Source organism: Microbacterium mitrae (assembly GCF_008017445.1).
GTDB classification, from domain to species: domain Bacteria; phylum Actinomycetota; class Actinomycetes; order Actinomycetales; family Microbacteriaceae; genus Microbacterium; species Microbacterium mitrae.
On record NZ_VRSW01000004.1, the window covers coordinates 1 to 23,529 of the forward strand.

General features: G+C 62.5%; 24 protein-coding genes and 1 rRNA gene. 4 read left to right on the forward strand and 21 right to left on the reverse strand.

Annotation, left to right across the window (positions count from 1 at the left end):
* Both FVP60_RS10670 and FVP60_RS10675 read right to left on the reverse strand, forming a co-directional pair.
* Positions 1-117, reverse strand: a 16S ribosomal RNA gene (locus FVP60_RS10670); the annotation flags it as partial.
* An 887-nt stretch (positions 118-1,004) separates the two neighbouring features.
* Positions 1,005-2,879, reverse strand: coding sequence for an FAD-binding monooxygenase (locus FVP60_RS10675; protein ID WP_147826475.1), 1,875 nt, complete (start codon positions 2,877-2,879; stop codon positions 1,005-1,007).
* Between the two features lie 134 nt (positions 2,880-3,013).
* Here FVP60_RS10675 and FVP60_RS10680 point away from each other — a divergent pair, with 134 nt between their 5' ends.
* Positions 3,014-3,712 carry an IclR family transcriptional regulator gene (locus FVP60_RS10680; RefSeq protein WP_147826280.1) on the forward strand — a complete coding sequence of 233 codons (699 nt, stop codon included), beginning with the start codon at positions 3,014-3,016 and terminating at the stop codon, positions 3,710-3,712.
* A gap of 1 nt (position 3,713) precedes the next feature.
* Here the strand turns inward: FVP60_RS10680 and FVP60_RS10685 are convergent, their stop codons facing one another.
* The 15 genes from FVP60_RS10685 to FVP60_RS10755 form a co-directional block, all read right to left on the reverse strand.
* A complete protein-coding gene (locus FVP60_RS10685) occupies positions 3,714-4,442 on the reverse strand; it encodes a GntR family transcriptional regulator (RefSeq protein ID WP_147826281.1) in 729 nt (242 codons plus the stop codon).
* Between the two features lie 18 nt (positions 4,443-4,460).
* Positions 4,461-5,366: a PfkB family carbohydrate kinase gene (locus FVP60_RS10690; RefSeq protein WP_147826282.1), complete on the reverse strand. Its 906-nt coding sequence runs from the start codon at positions 5,364-5,366 to the stop codon at positions 4,461-4,463.
* 4 nt (positions 5,367-5,370) lie between these two features.
* Positions 5,371-6,306, reverse strand: coding sequence for a carbohydrate ABC transporter permease (locus FVP60_RS10695; RefSeq protein ID WP_147826283.1), 936 nt, complete (start codon positions 6,304-6,306; stop codon positions 5,371-5,373).
* Position 6,307: 1 nt separating this feature from the next.
* Positions 6,308-7,186, reverse strand: coding sequence for a carbohydrate ABC transporter permease (locus tag FVP60_RS10700; RefSeq protein WP_147826284.1), 879 nt, complete (start codon positions 7,184-7,186; stop codon positions 6,308-6,310).
* 95 nt (positions 7,187-7,281) lie between these two features.
* Positions 7,282-8,565: an ABC transporter substrate-binding protein gene (locus tag FVP60_RS10705; RefSeq protein ID WP_147826285.1), complete on the reverse strand. Its 1,284-nt coding sequence runs from the start codon at positions 8,563-8,565 to the stop codon at positions 7,282-7,284.
* Positions 8,566-8,578: 13 nt separating this feature from the next.
* A complete protein-coding gene (locus FVP60_RS10710; RefSeq protein WP_147826286.1) occupies positions 8,579-9,580 on the reverse strand; it encodes an SIS domain-containing protein in 1,002 nt (333 codons plus the stop codon).
* 226 nt (positions 9,581-9,806) lie between these two features.
* Positions 9,807-10,013 (reverse strand): hypothetical protein, encoded by a 207-nt coding sequence (locus FVP60_RS10715; protein WP_147826287.1) that lies wholly within the window; start codon positions 10,011-10,013, stop codon positions 9,807-9,809.
* On the reverse strand, positions 10,010-10,225 hold the full coding sequence (locus FVP60_RS10720; protein WP_222705926.1) for a hypothetical protein: 216 nt from the start codon (positions 10,223-10,225) through the stop codon (positions 10,010-10,012). The genes FVP60_RS10715 and FVP60_RS10720 overlap by 4 nt, the downstream gene beginning before the upstream one ends.
* A gap of 139 nt (positions 10,226-10,364) precedes the next feature.
* The gene (locus FVP60_RS10725) at positions 10,365-11,135 is read right to left on the reverse strand and encodes an enoyl-CoA hydratase/isomerase family protein (RefSeq protein WP_147826289.1); all 771 of its coding nucleotides are present in this window, start codon (positions 11,133-11,135) and stop codon (positions 10,365-10,367) included.
* A gap of 7 nt (positions 11,136-11,142) precedes the next feature.
* Entirely contained in the window at positions 11,143-12,279 is a 1,137-nt protein-coding gene (paaE, locus tag FVP60_RS10730) for a 1,2-phenylacetyl-CoA epoxidase subunit PaaE (protein ID WP_147826290.1), read from the reverse strand.
* Position 12,280: 1 nt separating this feature from the next.
* On the reverse strand, positions 12,281-12,778 hold the full coding sequence (gene paaD, locus FVP60_RS10735; RefSeq protein ID WP_147826291.1) for a 1,2-phenylacetyl-CoA epoxidase subunit PaaD: 498 nt from the start codon (positions 12,776-12,778) through the stop codon (positions 12,281-12,283).
* Positions 12,772-13,641 carry a 1,2-phenylacetyl-CoA epoxidase subunit PaaC gene (gene paaC, locus FVP60_RS10740; protein WP_147826292.1) on the reverse strand — a complete coding sequence of 290 codons (870 nt, stop codon included), beginning with the start codon at positions 13,639-13,641 and terminating at the stop codon, positions 12,772-12,774. Before paaC ends, paaD begins: the two co-directional genes overlap by 7 nt.
* On the reverse strand, positions 13,638-13,943 hold the full coding sequence (paaB, locus tag FVP60_RS10745) for a 1,2-phenylacetyl-CoA epoxidase subunit PaaB (RefSeq protein WP_147826293.1): 306 nt from the start codon (positions 13,941-13,943) through the stop codon (positions 13,638-13,640). The genes paaC and paaB overlap by 4 nt, the downstream gene beginning before the upstream one ends.
* Entirely contained in the window at positions 13,940-14,905 is a 966-nt protein-coding gene (paaA, locus tag FVP60_RS10750; RefSeq protein WP_147826294.1) for a 1,2-phenylacetyl-CoA epoxidase subunit PaaA, read from the reverse strand. Before paaA ends, paaB begins: the two co-directional genes overlap by 4 nt.
* A gap of 454 nt (positions 14,906-15,359) precedes the next feature.
* On the reverse strand, positions 15,360-16,976 hold the full coding sequence (locus FVP60_RS10755; RefSeq protein ID WP_147826295.1) for an HNH endonuclease signature motif containing protein: 1,617 nt from the start codon (positions 16,974-16,976) through the stop codon (positions 15,360-15,362).
* 162 nt (positions 16,977-17,138) lie between these two features.
* On the opposite strand from FVP60_RS10755, the gene FVP60_RS10760 reads away from it, so the two are divergent.
* Positions 17,139-17,564, forward strand: coding sequence for an HNH endonuclease (locus FVP60_RS10760; RefSeq protein ID WP_147826296.1), 426 nt, complete (start codon positions 17,139-17,141; stop codon positions 17,562-17,564).
* A gap of 38 nt (positions 17,565-17,602) precedes the next feature.
* On the opposite strand, the gene paaI is transcribed toward FVP60_RS10760, so the two are convergent.
* A complete protein-coding gene (paaI, locus tag FVP60_RS10765; RefSeq protein ID WP_147826297.1) occupies positions 17,603-18,001 on the reverse strand; it encodes a hydroxyphenylacetyl-CoA thioesterase PaaI in 399 nt (132 codons plus the stop codon).
* 129 nt (positions 18,002-18,130) lie between these two features.
* Positions 18,131-20,227 (reverse strand): phenylacetic acid degradation bifunctional protein PaaZ, encoded by a 2,097-nt coding sequence (gene paaZ / locus FVP60_RS10770; RefSeq protein WP_147826298.1) that lies wholly within the window; start codon positions 20,225-20,227, stop codon positions 18,131-18,133.
* A gap of 239 nt (positions 20,228-20,466) precedes the next feature.
* Between paaZ and FVP60_RS10775 the strand changes: the two genes are divergently transcribed.
* Both FVP60_RS10775 and FVP60_RS10780 read left to right on the forward strand, forming a co-directional pair.
* A complete protein-coding gene (locus tag FVP60_RS10775; protein WP_246132575.1) occupies positions 20,467-21,015 on the forward strand; it encodes an excisionase family DNA-binding protein in 549 nt (182 codons plus the stop codon).
* A gap of 3 nt (positions 21,016-21,018) precedes the next feature.
* Positions 21,019-21,588 (forward strand): PIN domain-containing protein, encoded by a 570-nt coding sequence (locus FVP60_RS10780; RefSeq protein WP_147826299.1) that lies wholly within the window; start codon positions 21,019-21,021, stop codon positions 21,586-21,588.
* Positions 21,589-21,683: 95 nt separating this feature from the next.
* Here the strand turns inward: FVP60_RS10780 and FVP60_RS10785 are convergent, their stop codons facing one another.
* The gene (locus FVP60_RS10785) at positions 21,684-22,667 is read right to left on the reverse strand and encodes a 3-hydroxyacyl-CoA dehydrogenase family protein (protein ID WP_147826300.1); all 984 of its coding nucleotides are present in this window, start codon (positions 22,665-22,667) and stop codon (positions 21,684-21,686) included.
* On the reverse strand, positions 22,664-23,461 hold the full coding sequence (locus FVP60_RS10790; RefSeq protein ID WP_147826301.1) for an enoyl-CoA hydratase/isomerase family protein: 798 nt from the start codon (positions 23,459-23,461) through the stop codon (positions 22,664-22,666). The genes FVP60_RS10785 and FVP60_RS10790 overlap by 4 nt, the downstream gene beginning before the upstream one ends.
* Positions 23,462-23,529 lie beyond the last annotated feature (68 nt).

Consider the following 23,529-nt stretch of genomic DNA (forward strand, 5'->3'; position numbering starts at 1 on the left):
GTGTTACTCACCCGTTCGCCACTGATCCACAGAGCAAGCTCTGCTTCACCGTTCGACTTGCATGTGTTAAGCACGCCGCCAGCGTTCATCCTGAGCCAGGATCAAACTCTCCGTAAAAAACGATTGCCAACACCCCCACCGGAAAAAGGCAGGAAATGCAGCGAGTTCAATCATGACCAAAGAGATAAATCATTGCTGACTATCCATTGCCTAACCCTCCACAAAGAAGGCTAGGTCTTTGATCCAAAGGAATTCTCAAACAGCCCAAAAAGACTGCCCGAGGATAATTTGGCATTTGACAAGTGCACGCTGTTGAGTTCTCAAGGATCGGATGCTCCCCCACCAAACCATTCCTGGCCTGCCAAAGGGCAACTTCTCTATCTTATATGTTTCGCTCTCGCTGTCAAATCGACAGTTTCAAGCGAAATAAGATTTCCCAACACAAACTCAACCGAATTTCTTCGGTGTGAAGTGTGTTTTGGGAGGTGGTCCGCCGCTTGAGGGGAGCCAGGCCTTCCGGCCTTTCGCTCTACCCTGTGGGGCGAACAAGTAATAAGTTACGCGGGTTCTGGGGTTCCGGCAAATCAGACTCAACCCTCGGGCGTGTCGCCTTGGGTGTAGCGTTCGGCGGCGAGGCGAAAAGACCTGAGTAGGCCATGAATCTCCGCCAACTCGGCGGTCTTTACCCGCCACCCAGGGCCATATCTGACCGCTCTGGCCTCAGCACGCTCACCCTGTTCTGCACGATGAAACGACCGCGATCCGACGAAACGCCGCGATTTCGACGCGTGCGCGCACTCCCGTCGTGCAGAACAGGATTGCGCAGCGGAACCATAGGGACTCGGCTAAAGAGGAGGGAAGACCACCCGTAAAGATCAATGCACCCGCAAAGACCCATGCACCCGGATAGACAGATGCACCCGGAAGGACAAATGCGGCGCCCGGGGAATCTTTACCCCGGGCGCCGCACGTATCCTCGCGAGCGCAGTGCTCGCGAGCTGGTCTTACTGGTCGATCATGAGCCCCGCGAAGAAGGTCGCGAGCTCGGTGGTCGCGTCATCCAGCGGAAGGATGTGCGCGACGTAGTGGTCGGGGCGCACCACGACGACGACACCGCCGCGGTCGATGCCGCGCTCGGCGAAGATGTCGGCGTCGGGCGACACGGCGTACACCTTCTCGTGGTCATCGAGTTGGAATGGACCCACCTGCGGGAAGAAGAGGCGCGGAACTGCGGTGAGGTCTACGTCTTCATAGCGCGTCGGGTACACGGCCTTGACATCGAAGACCGCATCCTTATCGGCGCCGGCCGGCGTAAAGCGGGCGATCGGGGATTCGGGGGACGTGTTCATCCACTCTGCCCACGCGTCCAGCTTCGGCGACTGCCCCGTGGTTCCGTCAGCGAATGCGTACACGCGCCAGCGTCCGTCAGCGCGGTGGTGGTGTCCGATGTGAATCGGGTTCGCATCGGCGACACGCGTAGTCATGACCGACTTGAAGCGCTTGCCGAGCGGGAACCCGGTGGCAAGCTGCTGCTGGGCGGCGCCCGACGTGATCATCGACGGCTCGTACTGGGTCATGAAGCCTGCCGGGAACTCCGCGGTCGTCGTGTAGAACTCGGCGAGGTCGTCGGGGTTTTCAAACTCTTCGGGCTTCTTCGCCATGAGCGTCGACCACTCCTTGTCGAAGTCGATGAGGTTCTGCGCGATGACCTGACGCTCGCTCGAGTAGGTGGCGAGCAACGACTCGGGGCTGCGGCCCTCGAGTACCTGGCCGAGTTTCCAGCCGAGGTTGAAGCCGTCCTGCATCGAAACGTTCATGCCCTGGCCCGCCTTCGCGGAGTGTGTGTGGCAGGCGTCGCCGGCGATGAAGACGCGGGGCGTGCGCTCTTCGTCATAGACGTCATCGAACTTGTCGGTAACGCGGTGGCCCACTTCGTAGACGCTGTGCCACGGCACGTCTTTCACGTCGACCGTATAGGGGTGCAGGATCTCGTTCGCCTTCGCGATGATCTGCTCGATCGTGGTTTTGCGAATCTCGCCGTTGTTGTCGGCCGGAACCTCGCCGAGGTCGACGTACATGCGGAACAGAAATCCGCCCTCGCGGGGAATCAGCAGGATGGAACCGTGGGTCGACTGGATCGCGCACTTGGTGCGGATGTCGGGGAAGTCGGTGTTGGCGAGCACGTCCATGACGCCCCAGGCATGGAATGCCTGGTCGCCGACAAGCTTGCGTCCGATCGACTCGCGCACGGCGCTGCGGGCACCATCACAGCCGACGACGTACTTCGCCTTGATGATCTGTTCTTGGCCGACCTTCTCGCCGTCAGTGTGCTTGAGCGTCACGGTGACGGGGTATTCGCCCTCCTCCACACTGAGGGTGACGAACTCGTAGCCGAAGTCGGGGTGGATGCGTGCTGGTCCGTTGGCTGCGTACTCGGCGAAGTAGTCGAGCACGCGGGCCTGGTTGACGATGAGGTGCGGAAACTCGCTGATGCCGTGCGGGTCATCTTCGGCGATCGCGGTGCGGATGATGCTGCCGTGGTTGTTGGGGTCTGGTGACCAGAAGTTCATCGCAGAGAGCTGGAAGGCCTCGGCGACGATGCGCTCGGCGAAGCCGAATGCCTGGAAGGTCTCGACGCTGCGGGCTTGGATTCCGTCTGCCTGACCGATCGCGAGGCGGCCAGGGCGGCGCTCGATGATTCGTGTCGTGACGCTCGGATACCTCGAAAGCTGGGCGGCAAGCAGCATGCCTGCGGGGCCGGAACCAACGATGAGCACGTCGGTCTCGTCGGGGAGGTCGGTCGGGCGGTTGAGGCCGGTGCCCTCGGCGGGGAGAACTCGGGGCTCGCCTGAGACGTATCCGTGGTGGTGAAACTGCATCGTTGTCATCCCTAATCAGCGACATCGCTGAGTGTTGTCTTCGGGGTTATTGTGTTCTATTATCGAACGCGACGTTCGTATAGTGAACACGAGCATGGTACGCGAGCGTTTCGTATACGACAAGTGGGAGTGACATGGCTGAGGCGCCGGCATCGCAGACTCTGAGCCGCGGCATTCGCATCCTGGAGATCCTGGCGGCTGCGCGTGAACCGCTCGTGATCGCCGATATCGCGCGCGAACTCGACGTGCACCGGTCCATAGCGTACCGCCTGTTGCGCACGCTCGAAGAGCATGGTCTCGTCACGCGCGACGCCAACGGTGTGATCGAACTGGCGCCGCGCATGGCCGCGTTGGCCGCCGGCGTCGCGCGCGATCTGCAGTCTCAGGCCCTGCCCGAGCTCACCGCGATCGCGAATGAACTGGGCATGACGTGCTTCTTGGGCGTGCTCGACCAGGAGGAAGCCGTGACTCTTGCGACGGTGACTCCACGGCATTCGATCGCTTCGGTGGCCCAGCATCCGGGCGCACGGCACTCGGTGCGGTTGGGGGCGACGGGTAAGGCGATTCTGGCGGCGATGCCAGAGTCGGATTGGCCCGCGGATATCTCCGATGAGCTGCGTGACGAAGTGCATGCGGTGCATCGATCGGGCTACGCCGTGAGTCACGATGAGGTGATTCCGACGGTGAAGGCGATTGCGGTTCCGCTCGCGTTGCGGGGGCAGCGTCCGGCGGCGATCTCGGTGATTTACGTCGGTAAAGATGCCGATGCACCCGCGGTTGGCGCCCGCCTTACGGCGTCGGCCGCTGTGATTCGCGCCGAAATGGGGCAGTGACTCAGTCGGCCTCGTCTTCCAACGCCACCATCTTCAGTTCGATCCGGCTTGGCACGGTTTCTACGCGGGAAACGTGAATGACGTCACCGGTGCGATCGGTTGCCACCTTCTCAATGAGCACAAGTGCGTCATGCTCAGGCCTCTTGAGCCATCCTGCCGACTCTTCCGTTGTAAAACTCACGCCGATTCGACGCTCGACGCTGTGAAAGATCACCCCATAGTCATCGCGGAGAATTTGATAGGTGCTGCTCTGTGGCGTGACCTTCTCTGAAAACCCCGGAAAGCGGGCGAGTGAGTAGCGGCTGTCGTCCATCGACAGCGGGACGCCGTCCAGCAAGAACGTTCGAACGAGTCGGAAGGTCGGCGCGTTCACCTCAATGCGGAGTGCACGAGCGGTCTCTTCATCGGCGGGCTGCTCCTCCGCGAGAATCATGGTGCGAGAGATCGCTCCCTTACCGGTGAGCGAATCAGCGAACCCTCCCACAGACATGGACGCGACAGGCGTGAAGCGTGGGGATATAAAAGTGCCGAGCCCCTGACGCCGGGTGACGACACCGAGCTCTTCGAGATCTGCGACCGCACGCCGCACAGTGATTCGACTCACTCCAAAGCGTTGGCATAGCTCGGGTTCTGGCGGAAGTCGATCGTCGGAGAAAGCGCCACGTTCAATCTCGGAGAGCAACGTGGTTCGCACCTGCTCATGAAGCGACATCGAAACAGGTCGGTTCACGCATCTGCCTTTCTCTGGTCAGTCAATGCGTCGCAGCAACTGCGCGCGGGCGTCATCTCCTGCGTCCACAGCGTATCCGAACGCCCCCCGGTAGGTACACGCTAACGCCCCGGTCATCGCCGCAATATTCATCGCATCATCGAGTTCAGAGCCCTGCTCAGTGGCAGCGAGAAAACCGGTAATGAATGCGTCGCCAGCGCCGAGCGCGTCGAGGGCCTCAACGGGGAAGATACCGACGGCGGCCGACGCCCCACTTTCAAAGGCTCTCGAGCCCTGTGCCCCCAGCGTAACAACGACGCGTTGCATGCCCGACTCAAGCGCGAAGTCAGCGAGCGCCCGGACCTCACCCTCCGAGAGTCCGCCACCGGAAAAGAAGCCAACGTCAACATGTTCGGCTGAGTGAACGATCGTCTCCGGACGCGCATCATTCGAGTAGTCATAGGAGACACGAATTCCCCGTTCGCGGAGGTTCCCGAGCTCGCCATCGATGGCCGAGTATACGGACGTGTGTACCCGGTTGAACTCCTCAAGGTAGGCGAAGTCGTGGTGGTTTAGTCGAAGTCGCACCTCGTTCTGCACTCCACCCCAGTTCGATCCGACGAATCGACGATCCCCGTCATCATCTAATGCGACAAATGCCATGCCGTTCGACCCGATCATTCGGCGTGAACGCGCATAGTCGACGTGAGTCGTGTCAAGAACGGCGCGGAGGTGATCGGCGAATCTATCCGTGCCCATCACTCCGATGAAGCCGCTCTTCGCCTGGAAGAAGAGCTTGCTGTACACGGCAACGTTTAGCGCATTTCCGCCGGGGTACGACAGATCTTCGTGCAGGTAGGTGTCGAGAACATTGTCGCCAACGCCAGCGATTGATGGCGACGCAACTGTCGACAGCTGCTCGATGAGTTGGTCGGGAGTGAACATCGAACTAGCCTTTCACGCTACCGGCTGCAACGCCGGCGACGAAGTACCGCTGGAGGAGGAGGAATACCACGATGATGGGGAGCGCGGCGATCACCAGGCCCGCAAGTAGTACGCCCCAGTCGGTGGAGAGTGCGTCGCGGAAAGACATCAGGCCCGCGGGAATGGTTCTAATCGCGTCGCTGTCGACATAGACGATCGCAAATAGGAATTCATTCCACGCGAAGTAGGCGGTCAGCACGGCAGCCGTCACCAGCACCGAACGACTCAGCGGCAAGTAGACGTGACGGAAGGTCTTCAGCGATGAACAGCCGTCAATCGTTGCGGCGTCTACGAGTTCGAGCGGGACGCTAAGGAAGACGGAGCGAATGAGGATGATCGCCATCGGCAGGCGAAAAGCTACGTAGGGAAGAATCATCGCCCAATATGTGTCGAGTAGATTCATCGAATCTAGAAGCTTGTAGAGCGGAATCAGGCTCACCTGCGGAGCAACGACCAGCCCGCCCATCAAGACGATCAGGATCACATCGCTAACGCGGGACCTCAACCGCACCATGCCGTATGCGCACAGCGCAGCGATTGCCACCGTCGCGATCGTAGAAACGATCGTGACGATGAGGGAGTTGACGAAGTAGTCCGAGATACCTCGCTCCCACGCCGCTGCATAGTTCTTAACGAGCCATTCGCTCGGCAGGCCCCACGGGTTCTGGTAGACCTCGCTCGACGTCTTGAACGATGAGATCACCATCCAAAACAGCGGATATGCGATCGCAATTGCATAGACCGCGAGCATCACATACGCCGGAATATTCCATGGCGTCGATGTGTGCTTGCGCGTCCGTTTCTGGCGGCCGAGCGTCGCAACGGAAGTCGTGTCAAGCGGGCCTGATTGCGGTGTGGCGTCAAGGTCACCAAGAACCGTGTCTCGAAGGTTGGTGGACATGTCAGTCCTTTCCTGTTCGGAACGACACCAGTTGGATGACCGAAAGCACCAGCGTGATCACAAAGATCAAGGTCGCGATCGCCGATGCGTAGCCCATCTGGTTCTGGAAGAAGCCCTGGTTGTACATGTAGGTGGCCAGCACTTGAGTGGTGTTGCCAGGGCCGCCCTTGGTCAGGATGTACGGTTCGTTGAACACGGTGAATGCGCCTGAAACGGTCAAGATCATGGCGACGAAGATCATCTCTTTAGCCTGCGGAACGGTGATGTGGAAGAACTGTCGGACTTTACCTGCGCCGTCAAGCGCAGCAGCTTCATAAAGTTCGGTCGGTATCTGCTGTAGGGCGACGACGTAGAGCATGCAGATGTAGCCGATGCTCTGCCATTGTGAAACGGCAATCACGGCACCCATCGCGGTGTTTACGTCGGCCAGCCACGCAGTCTGCAACCCCTCAAGACCAACAACGCCAAGGAACGCGTTAAGAAGCCCGTTGCGCGAATCAAAAATGAACGTGAACAGCAACGCGATAACGGTCATGGAGATCACCGCTGGCATGAAGTAGACACTTCTCAGGAACGCACCCATGCGACGTCCGAGAAGGTGCGTGAGCCACGCAGCGACTACGAGGCCACCGCCCACTTGGACGATCACGGATACGACCGCGTAGAGGAGGTTATTTTTCAGCGCCGTGTGGATGACGGGATCCCCGAACAGGCGGGTGATGTTGTCGACGCCAACCCATGTCATCTCGGCATTGCCAGCCCCAAAGCTAAAGAAGGAGAACCCGATGTTGGCGATGAGCGGGTAGTAGACGAATAGCCCGATGAGGATCAGCGCGGGGGCAACATATAGTAGCGGGAACAAGTGTGAGCGTTTAACCAAAATGAGCTCCTTCGTGTGAGGCGACGTTGCCTCGCGTATACGAGAGAGGTGGTGTGGACCGGGAAACGTGTCGACCAGCCCACACCTCCAATGGGCTACGCCCCGTCGCGAACCCGCTGAGCGGCGGCCTGCACAGCGGCCATCACGCCCTCCGGTGTTTGCTGGCCGGCGAGCATGAGCTGCGTCTCTGCCAAATACGCTTGCACGATCTGCGGGTCGTACGCGTTGTCAAGCCACGGTGTCATCGCGCTCGCGTCCACGATCTCTGACGAGATTGCCTTGAGGCTGGCGGGGGCGTCAGCTTCTTCCACGGCTCCGACGACCGCGCTGAGTTCGCCGGTCTTCTCCGTGTAGGCCACACCATTCTGCTTGTTGAGCATGAACTCGAGGAACCGCAACGACTCCTCCGGGTGCTTGGTGTTCGCGGCCACCGCGAACCCTTCAGGAGCTCCGGTGAGCTGGAGCGGGTCGCCTTTGCCACCATCTACAGCCGGGAAGTTGAAGGTTCCGTACTCAAAGGCAGCATCGCCAAAGTACGCGATCTCCGAACCTTGCATGTACATGATCGGGGCCTCGCCCGCAATCCACGCATTTCGCGCAGCTTCATGACCAACAGCCGTGGCATCTGCGTTTGCATAGCTCGCGATCTCCTGCAACACCTCAAGAGCCTTGACGTATCCGGGGTCGGTGAATTCGCCCTTCGACGGATCGCGGTCGGCTTCGAAGACGTCTGCGGGGAGCATGCGCTGGTTCAATGTGCCGACGTAGTGCGCAATCGGCCACTGCTCCTGTGCACCGAACTGAATCGGTGTCATGCCGTCGGCCTGAACGGCTTCGAGCACAGACACAAAATCATCCCAGCTTTCCGGAGCTTCGAGTCCCAGCTCTGCGAACACATCCTTGTTGTAGAAGAAGAGCTTGGCCTGCATGCCGACCGGGATGCCGTACTGGCCGCCATTCACCTGGAATGGCTCCATCTGGCTCTCGTAGTACCGGTCCTTGATCTCAGGGTTCTCGGCGAGCCAGTCGCTGAGATCCATGACGTTGCCGCCCTCGACAAGCTCGGTGATGAACGAGCCGCTCCACGAGAACATGACATCGGGTGCGTTATCGCTTCCTGCGACAACCTTCACCTTGTCTTTGTACGAATCGTTGAGAACGCTTTCAACCTTGACCTTGATATCGGGGTTCTCGGCTTCGAACTCCTCAACAAGCTCAGCGAAGTATGAGTTTTTGGGCTCATTCGGCCAGCGGTGGAAGAAGCTGATCTCGACCTGACCCTCGCTATCTCCCGATGAGGAAGAACAAGCAGCGAGCGGCAGCGCGAGGGCGGCGATTGCAATAACAGCTCCAACTGCGCGATGTGTCTTGCGCATCATGGTTCCTTTCGGGTTAGTAGTCCATGCGCCACATGTAGCGACGCACACTCAGTGGGTGTCCACGGTGGTCGGCGAGTGCGTCAGCAAATGTGCGGAGCACGACGCCGAAGATGAGGTGGGCGGCAATACCGCGAACCGATTCGTCAAGGTGGTCGAGGCCGAAGTCCTTCGCGTCGATCACGAGGGTTCGTTCCGAGTGCGCCGTCAAGAACTTGACGGCGCGCTCTTCGATAGCACGAGTCTCGTCGAGGCCCAGGAGCGCAATGAAGGGGACATCGACATCGGTGATCTCAAAGGGACCGTGAAAGTACTCGCCGGCATGGATAGCCGCTGAATGAACCCACTGCATCTCCTGCAGAAGGCAAATCGCGAAGGAATAGGCGGGGCCATAGTTCGAGCCCGACGCCATCGTGTAGATGAGCTCTTCGCGACGGTACGAGAAGCCCCAAGCATCGGCGGCGTCGGCATACTTCGCCTTTACGGCGGGAACCACGGAAGGTAGCGATGCGACAGCCGCATCGACCGCAGCCCCGTGCGTCGAACCTTCGTGGTCGTCCAAGAGGCCAGCGACAAGACGGAGCATTAGTGACGGAGCAACGTATGCTTCGCTCTTGCCCTCGCCGTGTTGGTAAGCGATGACGTATTCAGCAGCCTCGGCCAGCGGTGATCCAAGTTCGTGCGTGAACGCGACCGTGAGCGCGCCCGCTGCACGCGCATGGCGAGCGGCCTCAACAGTCTCAGGGGTGGTCCCGGAGTGCGAGCACAGGATGACAACGCTCTGCGAATTGACGCGGCGCGACGCCCGTGCGGTGAACTCAGCAGCATTGAACGCTGCTGTTTCTAGTGACGTGGATCGCGAGCTCACGAAGTACTCGTTTGGCATCATGACGGCGTAGGAGCCGCCACATGCGGTGAAGAAGACGCGCTCGAGGGTGGGAAGCGCCGCAATGGCTGCGCGCGCCTCTGCGAGCTGCTGATCGATGACGGAAGATTCGGTTGAAACAGTGACAGTCACGTTTGCCCTTTCGTTATAACGTGTGAATACGTTCTAACACGTCCTATGATGAATGGGCAAGAGTTTCTTTCAAATTGACTCTTTGCGATGGCGCGATTTGCAAGTCAAATACCGAAGGAACCCGGGGAATCCGGGCTCCTTCGGTATTGATTCATGCTCCATGCCGCGCAGTTCGCACACACATTTGGTTATCCGCCGAGGTTTCGTCAGACGACGGATACGACGTTCAGTCGCTCTCGCGGCGCACGGTCGCGGTGAGTGAACCGTCGTTGAAGACCGGCGCATCGAGCGGGCGCAGTGCACTCGAGTTTCTGATCTGGGCGTCTGGCTCCTCCACTTCGCCATCAGCTGTGATGGTGAAGCCGCTCGCGGTGGGCTCAATAAGGCCATCACCGGTGAAGCGGAAGTAGTCCCACGACGCGACGATGCTCACACCTGGCCGCCCGACAACTCGACATCGAGGTAATTCGACACTCTGCCTGCTCGCGCGGTTGCAATCGACTTGGCCGAGCACTCAACCGCGTCAACGCTAAACATCTCGATATCAGCCTCGCCGTCACGGTCGATGGCGATCGTAACGGCGACCGCTGGTTCCGTCTGTGGCATCGGAGTCCCGCTCGTGCATGCCGACATCACCAGGCTCATACTGGCCAAGACTGCGACTGCCCCCACAAACTTCAACACATTCATGCGCCCCCGGTTACGCCTCGACGCTCCCCACGAACGCCAAGTTTCGGAACGATAACACGCTGGCGCCGGCTCACGGAACGCCGGGTCGAGCGCGTCAGTTGCCGCGGAAGGTGGGCTTGCGCTTCTCCTGGAACGCGGCGAAGCCTTCGCGGTAGTCGTCGGTGTCGCAGAGGGCGGCCTGGGCGGCGTTCTCGTCGGCGACGGACTCCCAGAGACCGAGGCGTTCGTCACGCAGTTGGGCGATGAGGTTCTTCGAGGCGACGAAGGCGTGGGTGGCTCCGGTGGCGGTGCGGGCGGCAGCGGCTTCGACTGCCGCGAGCGCCTCCCCTGCCGGGAACACTTGGGAGAAGAGCCCGGACTGCACGGCTTCTGCACCCGTCATGAGTCGCCCCGTGTAGATGAGGTCGAGCGTCTTGTGTGCTCCGAGGCGCTCGAAGAAGAGGGCGTGACCACCCGAGTCGAGGGTCGCGCCGAGGTTGGCGAAGGGGGAGCCGATCTTGGCGTTCTCGTCGACGTATACGACGTCGGTCGCGATCAATAGTCCGAGTCCGACGCCGAGGCACGCGCCGTGAGCCATCGCGAAGGTTGGGGCTGGAAACGACGACATCTTGCGAAGCAGCGGTGTGACCAATTCGCCGAGGTATCCGGAGACGTCGTCGTCGCGCGGGTCGACTCCGGCGATATCGCGTCCGGCGCAGAACGCCCGACCTTCACCGCGCAACACGAGAGCGCGTACGCCGGCACCCTGCGCCTCGTCATACGCGTCATTCAGTTCCGCGAGCGCCTCCTCGTTCAGGGCGTTGAGTTTGTCGGGGGCGTTCAGCACCACCGTGGCCACTCGGTCAGCAATGGTCAGCTCGATCATGAGAACCTCACACGTCGTAGTCGACGACGACGCGATCGGTCGTCGGGTGGGATTGGCAGGTCAGCACGTATCCGTGCTCGAGTTCGGCGGGCTCGAGCGCATAGTTCTCCGTCATCGTGACGGCACCCTCCCTCAGCAGCGCACGACAGGTTCCGCAGACCCCTCCCGCACACGCATACGGAACGTCAGGCCGCACGCGCATCGCCGCGTCGAGAATTGCCTCACGCGCGCTGACCGGCGAGGCGACCGTCGCGCGCTGGCCGTCGAGGGTGAAGTCGATCGTGATCGTGGGCTCGTCGGTGCGCGTGATGACGGGGCGGGCGGGGCCGCGATCAGCGTTGATCGTGAAGAGTTCGTGGCGGATATGTTCGCGCGCGATACCGATCTCAGTGAGCACGGCGCGGCACATCGAGACGAGTTCGAGCGGGCCGCACAGGAACCATTCGTCCACGGTCTCCGGCAGCACGAGTCGGTCGACGATCGCGTGGAACTTCTCGGCATCGACGCGGCCCGACAGCAGTTCAGCGCCCCGCTGCTCGCGCGACAGGATGTGGTGCACGACGAAACGCGTCGGGTACCGGTCTTTGAGGTCGCCGATCTCCTGCAAAAACATGATGTCGTGGGCAGATCGGTTCGTGTAGATGAGGGTGAATCGCGACGTCGCTGATCGCTTGAGCATGGCGGTTGCGAGCGCCATGAGGGGAGTGATGCCGGAACCAGCGGCAACTCCCACAACGTGGGTGCCGTCAACGTCGGCGAGGGTGGACGTGAACATGCCCTGCGGACTCATCACGTCGATCGTGTCGCCGGGGCGCAGTTCGGTCTGTGCCCACGTGGAGAAGACGCCGCCGTCGTCGCGTTTGATGCCGACGGAGAGGCTGCCGGGTGTCGGCGGACGACACAGCGAATAGGAGCGCCGCACCTCTTTGCCCTCGAAGTGCGCGCGTAACGCGACATATTGCCCCGGCAAGTAGTCGTATTCGTCAGCCAATGGTTCCGGAACCACGAACGTCACCTCGACGGAGCTCTCCGTCAGCGGACGCACCTCGGCAACTTCGAGCGCGTGGAACCGGGCGCGGCGGCGGGCGGGGGCGCCTCCGACTGCAGTTTGCAGGAGCGTGGCGGCTGTTTCGTCGGTTGCCATGTCAGTGATTCTTGAAGTGGTCGAAGGGTTCGAGGCAGTCTTCGCACTGCCAGAGCGACTTGCAGGATGTGGATCCGAATCGTGCGAGCTCTTTGGTGCGCAGTGACGAGCAGCGCGGGCACTTGACGGCGAGCGTCAGCGGGATGGGGCCCCTGACCGCCGATCGGCCGGTGGGCGGGGCGATGCCGTAGGCGGTGAGCTTTTGTTTGCCTTCGTCGCTCATCCAGTCGGTCGTCCAGGCGGGTGTGAGGGTGAGGTCGATCACGACGTCGGTGAAGCCGGCGGCTTCGAGCGCGAGGTGTAGGTCGTCGCGGATCGTCTCCATCGCCGGGCAGCCGGAGTAAGTGGGCGTAATGGTGACGGTGACGGTGCCGGTCTCTGGTTCGATGCCGACATCGCGGAGGACTCCGAGGTCGGCGATCGTGAGCACCGGAACCTCGGGGTCTGCGACAGCACCCGCGATGGCCCGGGCGTGGTCGAGTTGGGTTGTGGTCACCATGTCGCCCCCGGGTGTTGGCGGGCGAGCACCTGCATTTCGGCGAGGATGAAGCCGAGCGCTGAGAAGTGGCTGCCATGGCGGCCTCCGGCGCTGGATGGTTGGGGCTGCGGAACTTCGAGATCTTCTTCGGCGAGCACGGCGGTGAAGATGGCTTCACATTCTTCTTGGAGGCTGGAGGGACGCGCGGCGATGCCGCGTGCGATGAGCGGTTCTATCGAGGTGTCGTCGCGGAACAGTTCGCCGACGAATGGCCACAGATTTTCCAGCGCGCGCTGGGTGCGGGTGCGGGATTCGTCGGTGCCGCCGGCCAGTCGGAGGGTCCACTGCACGGCGTGGTCCCGGTGGTATTCGACCTCTTTGACTGCTTTCGCGGCGATCGCGGCGAGGGTCGGGTCGGTGGAGTCCGCGAGGCGCGTGTAGAGGGCGAACATGTAGGTGGCCATGACGAGTTGGCGGATGATCGTGTGGGCGAAATCGCCGTTGTCTTGCTGCACCATCCAGCTGCACCGGAACTCTGGTTCGTTGCGGAAGTATGCGAGATCGTCTTCGGTGCGGCCGCTGGCTGATCCCGCGTAGCGAAGGAGTGATCTGGCATGGCCGAGGAGGTCGAGCGCGATGTTTCCGAGCGCGACGTCTTCTTCGATCTCCGGTGCATGTGCGATCCAGCGGCTGAGTTGTTGCGCAAGGATGAGCGCGTCGTCGGCGAGCCAGAGTACGTATTCGGCGGTCTCGGGGGTCGCGATGGCATCGGCATCGCCGGCGAGTTCTGCTTCGAGGTCGAGTTGGTCAACGGTGACGGCACCGTGCGGGTTCTCACTATCCTCGGGAGCCAGCTCTGTGGTTCCGTTCTGTGCGCTCGTCATAGGTGGGGCACCCCCTCGGACGCCGTGTAGTAGATGGCGTGGCGGTAGTTTTTGCCGGCAGGGCTCTCGAAGAAGGCGCCGCGGGAATCGGGGTCGCTCGTCGTGATGGCGTCGGCCGGAACCACCCAGATGGAGGTGCCTTCGCTGCGGCGGGTGTAGAGGTCGCGGGCGTTGCGGAGGGCGAGTTCGGCGTCGGGTGCGTGAAGTGAGCCGGCGTGCACGTGGCTGAGGCCGCGGTTGGATCGCACGAACACTTCCCAGAGTGGCCAGGTGTCTTTGTTGTCTGATCCGGGGGAGGTCATGCTGCGGCCTCTGCTTTCTTGGCTTGCTTTGCGGCATAGGCGACGGCGGCCTCACGCACCCAGGCACCCTCTTCATGTGCCGCGCGGCGGTTCTGCAGTCGGGTTCCGTTCATGGGTCCGCGGCCGGAGAGGACTTCGTGAAATTCGGTCCAGTCGATCTCGCTGGTGTGCCAGTGGTCTTCGTCCCAGTGAAGTTCGGGGTCGGGCAGCGTGATGCCGAGAATCTCAGCCTGCGGAACGAGCATGCCAACGAAGCGCTGGCGCAGTTCGTCGTTCGAGAAGCGTTTGATTTTCCAGGCCATCGACTGCGCCGAGTTAGGCGATTCATCGTCGGGCGGGCCGAACATCATGAGGCTCGGCCAGTACCAGCGGTTAACGGCGTCTTGTGCCATGTCGCGCTGGGCTTCGGTGCCCTGCATGAGGGTCAGAAGGATTTCGAACCCCTGTCGCTGGTGGAACGATTCCTCTTTACAGATGCGCACCATGGCGCGTCCGTACGGTCCGTAGGATGCGCGGCAGAGCGGAACCTGGTTGCAGATGGCAGCGCCGTCGACGAGCCAGCCGATCGCCCCCATGTCTGCCCAGGTGGGTGTTGGGTAGTTGAAGATTGAGGAGTATTTGGCTTTGCCGTCGATGAGTTGCTGGGTCATTTCGTCGCGGGTGATGCCAAGGGTTTGGGCTGCGGAGTAGAGGTAGAGGCCGTGGCCGGCTTCATCCTGGACCTTCGCCATCAGGATCGCCTTGCGCTTGAGGGACGGAGCCCGGGTGATCCAGTTGCCCTCGGGTTGCATTCCGATGATCTCGGAGTGCGCGTGCTGCGAAATCTGTCGAATGAGCGTGCGGCGGTAGGCGTCAGGCATCCAGTCGCGCGGTTCGATGCGCTGTTCGGCGGCGATGAGCGCGTCGAAAGCCTGCTGCTCATCGGGTGATTCCACGGCGGCGAGTTGTGCGGCAGTCATCATCGACTCCTATTTACAGAACGATCGGTCAGTAAATAGTGTACGGCGGGTGCTGGGTTTAGGGAAGGGGTGCGGAACCAAGGGGCTGGGTGGGGTTCACTGGTGATGCTGGGCTAGGAATGGGGGGTGCGGAACCAAGGGGCTGGGTGGGGTTCACTGGTGATGCTGGGCTAGGAATGGGGGTGCGGAACCGGGTGGCGCGGCGGGCACGCGGGTGCAGCTCGGGCCGCCTGGTCGTTGATCGAGCTGTAGCGAGACGAAACGAGGCGACGCTCCTCGAAAACCCCGGTGCATTCTGCCTCGGCCCCACGCTCCCTCGCGGGGCGACCTACCCGCGCCCGCGTGGTCGTTGAGCGAGCGTAGCGAGACGAAACGAGGTGACGTTGCCTCGAAAACCTCGGCGCGTTTCGACTCAGTCGCTGTGCTCCCTCGCTCAACGACCGGACTACCCGCATCGTCAGGCCGCGTCGGCGTGTTCGGCGGGGCGGAATCGCGGGCATGGCAGCGTGACGTTTCGCCACGCATGTTCGAGCGGAGCCTTGGGTGGGAGCTCGCGCGGCGGATGGTCAGGATGGGTGAGCATGAACTCCCCCTTGCCCTCTCGGGTGATGCGCCAGCCTCCGTTATGGAGGTTCATATGGTGATGCTGACAGAGCATGATGCCACGGTCGGCGTCGGTGGTTCCGCCCTCTGACCAAGGATCGATGTGATGCGCTTCGCAGTAGGAGGCTGGGCGGTCGCAGTTGGTCCAGCGGCAACCACCGTCGCGAATCGAGAGTGCAATCTTCTGTGCCGCCGAGAACATGCGCTTCGCGCGGCCCAGGTCGAGAGGGTTGCCGTGCGTATCAACGGTCACGTGGACGCTCTCGCTGTCACACAACCGCTGGTCAGCGACCCCACCGGGCAGCGACACGAGTCGGTCTTCGGTGTGCGCGATGTTCGCGCGCTCACCAGCCCCGTCGATAACCTGCACCAGCCTCACGCCGGCCTGCCTGGTTCCGAAGACCGCCTTGGCGTCGGCGAGCACACCAGCCCGCAGGATGTCGACCATCAGGTCGTGCGCGAGCTGATCATTGGTTCGCGGGTCGGCCGAGAGCTCGGCGGCGTGCGCACGCTCCGCGGAGTCGACGAATCGCGGCCCGCCCCGTCGCGGACGCAGCGCGGCATCGTGAATCGACGCGATGAACAGAGCGGTCTCGTCGTCGAGAGTCCAGGTGGCGCGAGTAGCACCATTTTCGAGCTGATACAGGCGAAACGAGCGCCCCTCGTAGCGCTCATTGAACCGGCGCCGAGCGCCGTCAGGGTCGAGCTGATCGCGCATGGTGCGTGCGTGCTGATGAAGGTCGCCAACGGTCGTGACGGGAGCCTCCGCAATCAGCACCTCGGCCGCGACCGACCAGGCCTCGCGAGCCTGCGTGTCGTACTCGTCGGCCTCATCAGCCGACATCACGCCGCCAGTACCGACACCACGGCCCGATACGTGTCGCTCAATGCGGGGCGGCTCCCCCAGCCCGTTCTTAATCGCGTCGTACTGTGCCGACGAGAGCAACTCTGCGCGTAAGGCGAAATTCAGCGGCTGATGCCACGGAGGCGGCGGCGATGCGACAGCGCAGTCGGGAGACTCCTCAACCGATTCGAGCCCGCGCTCTTCAGCCGAGACGGCACTGTCGGGAAGCGCCGCAAGACCGGCGGCATCAACAAGCGACTCGCTGACCCGAACCTGCCGGGCCGCCTCAGCCTTGGTCACACCCATGACCTCCTGCACGAGCGACACCGCCGAGCGATGGCCCCGCTTCGCCGCGAGCCCATCGTGACCAAACTGCCGGCTCGATCGCGCCGACGCGATGCCCGTCGCGATCTGCCGCAGGTGCGCGGCCTGGCGCTCCAGCATCGACGCCTCTTGCATCACTGCGTGAATCTCAGCGTCATTCATCGTGAGCATGCGCGACTGCATCTCACTCGAAGCCGCCACCGCATCTTCGTCAATCGCGGCACCGATGGCAGGCGCATCACCGACCGCGCCGTGCCCACACAGGGTGGGTATCAGCGCCGCAACGTCGGTTAAAAGTACCATGCTTTATTCTCGCATGAGTCACCGACATTAGTAAATAGTTTCTATAAAGTTGTGGAAAGAAGTCTGAGATGGTTCGAAACCGCCAGCAGTACCATCACGCAGACATCAGAACAAGACCACGGAACACCCACCCTCCGACACCAGCCCAGCTAGGTTTGAGCCGTGACGACCCGCCGCAAATTCCCCGCCAAGCGCTCCGCGGCGACCAGCGCGCGCTACGCCAAGCGCCGGCAAAATCGCCTCGCCCGTGTCGACAACGACCTCACACCCGAGCAATGGAGCAGCATCCGCACCGCTTGGAGCGCGTGCGCCTACTGCCAAGCCGCCGACGTCCCACTGCAGCGCGACTGCGTTCAGCCCGTCTCCCGCGGCGGACGCTACACACTCAGCAACGTGGTTCCGGCGTGCGCATCATGCAACGCGAGCAAACACAACAGCGAAGTCACATCGTGGCTGCGCCGCAAAAAGCTCGACGAACGCGCCTTCCTCCTCCGTCACGCAGAAATCCTCGGCGCACTCCTCGCCGCGGTGGATGAGAGCGGAACCCCCGACGATCGCCGAGCGGCGGAGAGCGGAACCATGGGCTGACACCGCAAGGCGGAGAGCGGAACCATGTGGTTGCGCTGCTAGTCGATGGCTGTGTTGGTGGTGCGGGAGCGTCCGCGGAATTCGGCGATCACATCACCCGAGGCCGTGGTGACGGTGACGTCGTAGATTCCGCTGCGGCCGCGCAGTGAAACGCGGCGTGCATGCGCGGTCAGCACGTCGCCTTCGCGGGTGGGCGCGAGGAAGGAGATGTCAGCGCCGGCCGCGACCGTCACGGTCTCCCCCTCGTTGCACGCGAACGCGAACGCGGTGTCGGCGAGCGCGAACACCATGCCGCCGTGCGTGATGCCGAATCCGTTGAGCATGTCGCGGCGCACCGTCATGCGGAGGGTCACATCGCCCGGTTCGGCGGTGACGATCTCGATGCCAAGCGCCTGCGAGGCGTAATCGTCGCGCATGAGTCGGTCAGCTGAAGTCATCAGGCACCGGAACCATGGGTCGCTGAGCGACGACGCGCAGCGACCGAGACGAATCGGGGTATCCCGGCGCGATCGGTCAGGTCAAGACGTTTCGACTCGCTACGCTCGCTCAACGGGTGCACCGCCGCATCACCCCTCCATCACCGAAACCGCAGCGCCCACCGCGGCCCCGACCCGCTTCTCAACCAGCGTGAGCACGTCGTACTGCGCCACGACCTCATCACGATCGTTGTGGATCACGGCATCCCACCGCACCTCGCCGTATTCGTCGGTCTCGCGGGGCGAAATCTGCTTCGCAGTCAGCGTGACTCGAATCGAATCGCCGGGCGACACCGGCGTGATGAAGCGCAGATTCTCGAGTCCGTAGTTCGCTAGCACCGGGCCCGGTGCGGGGTCGACGAAGAGTCCGGCCGCCCACGAAACGAGCAGGTAGCCGTGGGCAACACGACCAGGGAAGAAGGGGTTCGCGGCCGCATCCTCCTCATTCATGTGCGCGTAGAACGTGTCGCCGGTGAAGTGCGCGAACGTCTCGATGTCTTGCAGCGACACGGCCCGCAGCGGCGAAGCGAACTGGTCACCAATACGCAATTCGGCCAGCGACTTGCGGAAGGGGTGCACCCCGTCATTCACGGCCGAAGCCCCGGCGTGCCACACTCCCGTGAGCGCGGTCAGCATGTCGGGTGAGCCCTGAATTGCAGTGCGCTGCATGTGGTGCAAAACCGCACGAATGCCGCCCAGCTCTTCGCCGCCTCCCGCACGCCCGGGCCCGCCGTGCACGAGATGCGGAACCGGTGCGCCATGCCCGGTCGAGGTCTTCGCGTCAACGCGGTCGAGAAAAAGCAGGCGTCCGTTATACGCAGCGGAACCAGAGAGCAGCTCGGTTGCGAACGCCGGGTCGTGCGTCACGACGCTGGTGACAAGGGATCCGCCGCCACGTGCCACCAACGATGCGGCTTCGCTCGGTGACGAATACCCGATCACCGACGACACCGGCCCAAATGCCTCCACCGCATGCACAGCGTCGGGCACCGCGCCCGCGAACGTCAGCACCATCGGCGCGACGAAGGCCCCCTCCGGAACCACTCCCCTGGTTCCGTCTGCCTTTGTCACCTCGGGTGCGGCGACGTCTCCGATCACGAGCTCCCCGCCAGCGTCGACGAGCTTCGCGACCTGCGCGAGCACGTCATCGCGTTGCTCAACAGAAACGAGCGGGCCCATCGTCACGCCGTCTGCATGGGGGTCGCCGAGCACAACGCGCTGGTCGATCTTCGCGCGCAACGCGGCAACCACGTCGTCAACCAGGCCAGCAGGCACAATCGCGCGGCGAATCGCGGTGCATTTCTGCCCCGCTTTCGACGACAACTCCACAAACCATTGCGATACGTACGCGTCGAACTCCGGGGTTCCGGGCACCGCATCGGGCCCCAACACCGACGCGTTGATCGAGTCGGTTTCGCTCGTGAATCGCACCGTCTTGTTCTGCACGTTGGGGTGCGTGCGCAGGCGGTCGGCGGTGGAGGCGGAACCGGTGAAGGCAACCAGGTCGCCGAGGCGGAGGTGGTCGAAAAGGCCGGGGATGCTGCCGTTGATGAGTTGGAGGGTTCCGTCGGGCACGAGGCCGGTTTCGAGCAGAATACGCACCCACGCTTCGGCAATGTACGCGGTGGGGGTAGCCGGTTTAATCACGCTCGGCACGCCGGCGAGAAACGCGGGCGCGAACTTTTCGAGCGCACCCCACATCGGAAAGTTGAACGCATTAATCTGCACCGCGACGCCCGGCAGCCGCGTGTAGATGTGGCGGCCGATGAAGGTTCCGTCTTTCGACAGCGGCTCGACCGGGCCATCGAGGTACACGGAACCAGCGGGCATTTCGCGACGCCCCTTGCCGGAGTAAGTGAACAGCACGCCGATGCCGCCGTCGATGTCGGCGCCCGAGTCGCGCACGGTGGATCCGGCACGCTTGGAGAGTTCGTACAGCTCCTGCTTGCGCTCGGTGAGGGCCTGACCCATCTGCTTCAGCAGCATCGCGCGCTGCGGAAAAGTGAGCTCTCCGAGGCTCGCCTGCCCGACCGTGCGGGCGTAGTCGAGCGCCCCAGCAAGGTCGATGCCCGTGCTCGACACGCGCGTGATCACCTCGCCGGTCGACGCATCACGCACGTCGACGCCGTCATCGCCCGTGGGCGTGACCCATTCGCCGCGAACAAAACTAGGCAGGATGGCAGTCATTCGGTGCTCCATTTCGTGTTCGCGCCTGTAGCTTGCGGCGATGGTAGTGCGCGGATCCGACATCGTCGTCGAACTAATTACAGACCGATCGTTCAGTAAAGAGCGTAGCGACGTTGAGTCCGATGCGGAAGAGGTGCGGAACCAGGAGTGCGGAACACGCGCACGGAACCATGGCCCGCGACAGCGAGCGCAGACTCACTGCCACGAATTCCGCATCAACACGCAGCCACCAACTGGCTGTGAACGATTTGATCGATATGGACGATTTGGCCGAATTAGTTCATACTGGCGTCATGAGCACCCCCACCCGTGATTCTGTTGTTGTCGACCCTCCCGTCGATCTCGACGAGATGATGAACCTGGCCAAGTTTCTGGGTAGCCACGAAACGCCAGCCATTCTGCTCGGCCCTGATGGTGAGCAACTCCCACTCCCCCTGCCTATTTATCAGGTGTTGCAACAAGTTGTTGATGCGATGGAGCGGGGCGCTTCCGTGAGCATCCAGCCAGTCGACCGCCGACTGACTACGCAACAAGCCGCATCCGTTCTTGGTGTGAGTCGAAGCACATTGCTTCGACTGCTCGAGGAGCGGGAGCTCCCCTTCGAACGATTCGGCGAAGCACGGCATCGTCGGCTGCGATTGAATGACGTGCTCGCCTACCGCGATCGCAAGAGCGACGAGCGCCGCAGCCGGCTTGAAGAGCTCACCCGACAAGCCCAAGAAGATGGCCTGTACGACGTGGATGCTACGGACTACAGCGAAGCACTCCGAAAAGCACGGAAAGGCTAGCCGTTGGCTCGCTTCACCGCCTTCCTCGACGCCTGTGTACTCGTTCCCATCGCGCCCGCAGACACGATGCTGCGACTTGCGGAACGTGGGCTGTTTCGCCCCACATGGTCTGAGAAGGTGATCAACGAAGCGCAAATCGCGCTGGAAAAAATTCATCCAGGCGTCGACCCGAACCGCTTCCAGTATCGGTTCGCTTCGATGAACGAAGCCTTTGATGATGCTCTGATCACTGGCTGGGAGCCACTAACGACGGGGCTCGCACTCCCCGACCCCGGGGACGCGCACGTGCTCGCGGCCGCCATCCTCGGCCGCGCCGACGTGATTGTCACGCAGAACCTAAAAGACTTCCCTTCTGAGGTCCTGTCTCCGTTCGGGATCGATGCCGTCAGCACCGATGACTTCCTCCTGGACCAGCTGGGACTATCGCGCTCGGTAGTTCAGCAAGTCATCGCCGAGCAGGCGGCGTCCATGAAAGCTCCCCCAGTAGACATCGAGACCCTCCTCGCGCAGATCGCGCGGAGCGGTGCACCTCGGTTTGCGCACGCGGCTCAACCCGAGGCGACCGCCCCATAACGTGTAAAGAATTAGGCGAATTTTTTACACGTCATGGCGACATGTCAATCGGCTTTACATGTCCAGCCCCTGAGCAACGCCGCACAAACCGGCAGTCATTCGGTGCTCCATTCGTAGAATCCGCGGCCGGTTTTGCGGCCCAAATGCCCCTCCGCGACGAGACGCCGCAGAATCTCCGGCGGCGCAAACCGCTCGCCGTACGCGCGGTGCAGTTCTTCCGCGATGTCAAGGCGCACGTCGAGTCCGACGATGTCGGTGGTGCGCAGCGGGCCGGTGGGGTGACGGTAGCCGAGTTGCATCGCGGTATCGATATCGGCGGCGGATGCGACGCCCTCGTCGAGCATGCGCATCGCCTCGAGCGCGAGCGCGACGCCGAGGCGACTCGACGCAAAACCGGGGGCATTCGCGACCGTGATCGCGGTCTTTCCGAGGTCGTCGACCCACGTTTGCGCCCGCGCGATCACGTCGGGTGCGGTGTGCGCCCCGCGCACAATCTCGACGAGACTCGACGACGGAACCGGGTTAAAGAAGTGCATCCCCACAAACCGCTGCGGGTTGTCGATGGCGCCGGCGAGGTCGTCAATCGAGATGGACGATGTATTCGTCGCAATCACCGCCGTGCGCGCGACGACCTCATTCACGCGGGCCAGCGCGACAGCCTTGAGCGCGCGCGATTCGGGCACGGCTTCGATCACGAGTTGCGCGCCGGCGAGCGCATGCATGTCTGCCGATGTCTCGAAACCCTCCCCCGCTTTTGTGGCGACTGTCGTGGTTCCGGAACCATCGGCTGCGTTGGACGCGAAACCTGCGGCGACGGAACCATCGGCTGGCACGTGCGGGGCGGCGTCGTGGCGCGGGTGGTGTTGGGGTGCGTGTTCGGCGGCGTGTTCGGTGGCTTGTTGGGCTGCGCGTTCGGCGGTTCGGGCGAGGAGGGTGGCGATGCGTTCGTGGGCGACGAGGGCTGCGGCGTCGTTTTGTTCGACGACGGTGACGTGACTGCCGGCGAGGATGAAGGCGTGGGCGATGCCTGCGCCCATGCGTCCGCCGCCGACGACGGCGACGTGGGAGGGAACGGTCATCGGGTTTTCCTCTCGAGGAAGGCGGTCATGCGGCGCATTTTGGCGTCGCTGTCGAAGAGTTCGGCCTGGAGTTCGCCGATGATTTTGGGCTGGTCTTGTTTCGGCGTGTGGAGCACGGTTTTGGTGTGCTGCACGGCGCGGGGTTCGAGCTTCGCGATGCGGTCGGCGATGGCGTGCGCTTCGGCGAGCGGGTTGTCGGTGATGCTCGTGATGAGGCCGTAGGCGAGCGCTTCTTCGGCGGTGAGGGTGCGGCCGGTAAGGAGGAGTTCGGCGGCGCGGGCGTGACCGATGATTTCGGGGAGGCGCAGAGTCGCGCCGGCGGCCGCGATGATGCCGAGCCCTGGTTCGGGGTTGCCGATTTTTAGCGTGGGTGATGCGATGCGGATGTCGGCCGCATAGGCGAGTTCGGCTCCGCCACCGAGGGCATAGCCGCTGAGCGCGGCGATCACCGGCATGGGCAGAGCGTGGATGCGCTGGAACGCGGTGAGGTTGATGCCCTGTTTGGCTTCTGCGGCGCGGCGGTCGCGGAGTTCGGCGATGTCGGCCCCGCCCGCGAAGTGTGGGCCAGCCCCGGTGATGATGAGGGTCTTGGGGCGCTGCTCGAGTTCGGCACAAAGGTCGTGGAGGGCGTCGATCGTCGCCTTGTTGATCGCGTTGCGATGATCTAGGCGGTTGAGCGTGGCGACGACGCGGTCGGCGTGGTGCTCAGTGAGGAGTGGCGCCTCTGCTTCGCCGTGGGTTTCTTCGCGCGCGCGAATCACCGGCTCGTCAGGTGCCAGCGGTTGCGACGTCATCGTCGAACTCCCTAATTACAGACCGATCGTTCAGTAAATAGTAGCGGGGTTGTTGGTGGAGGGGAAGA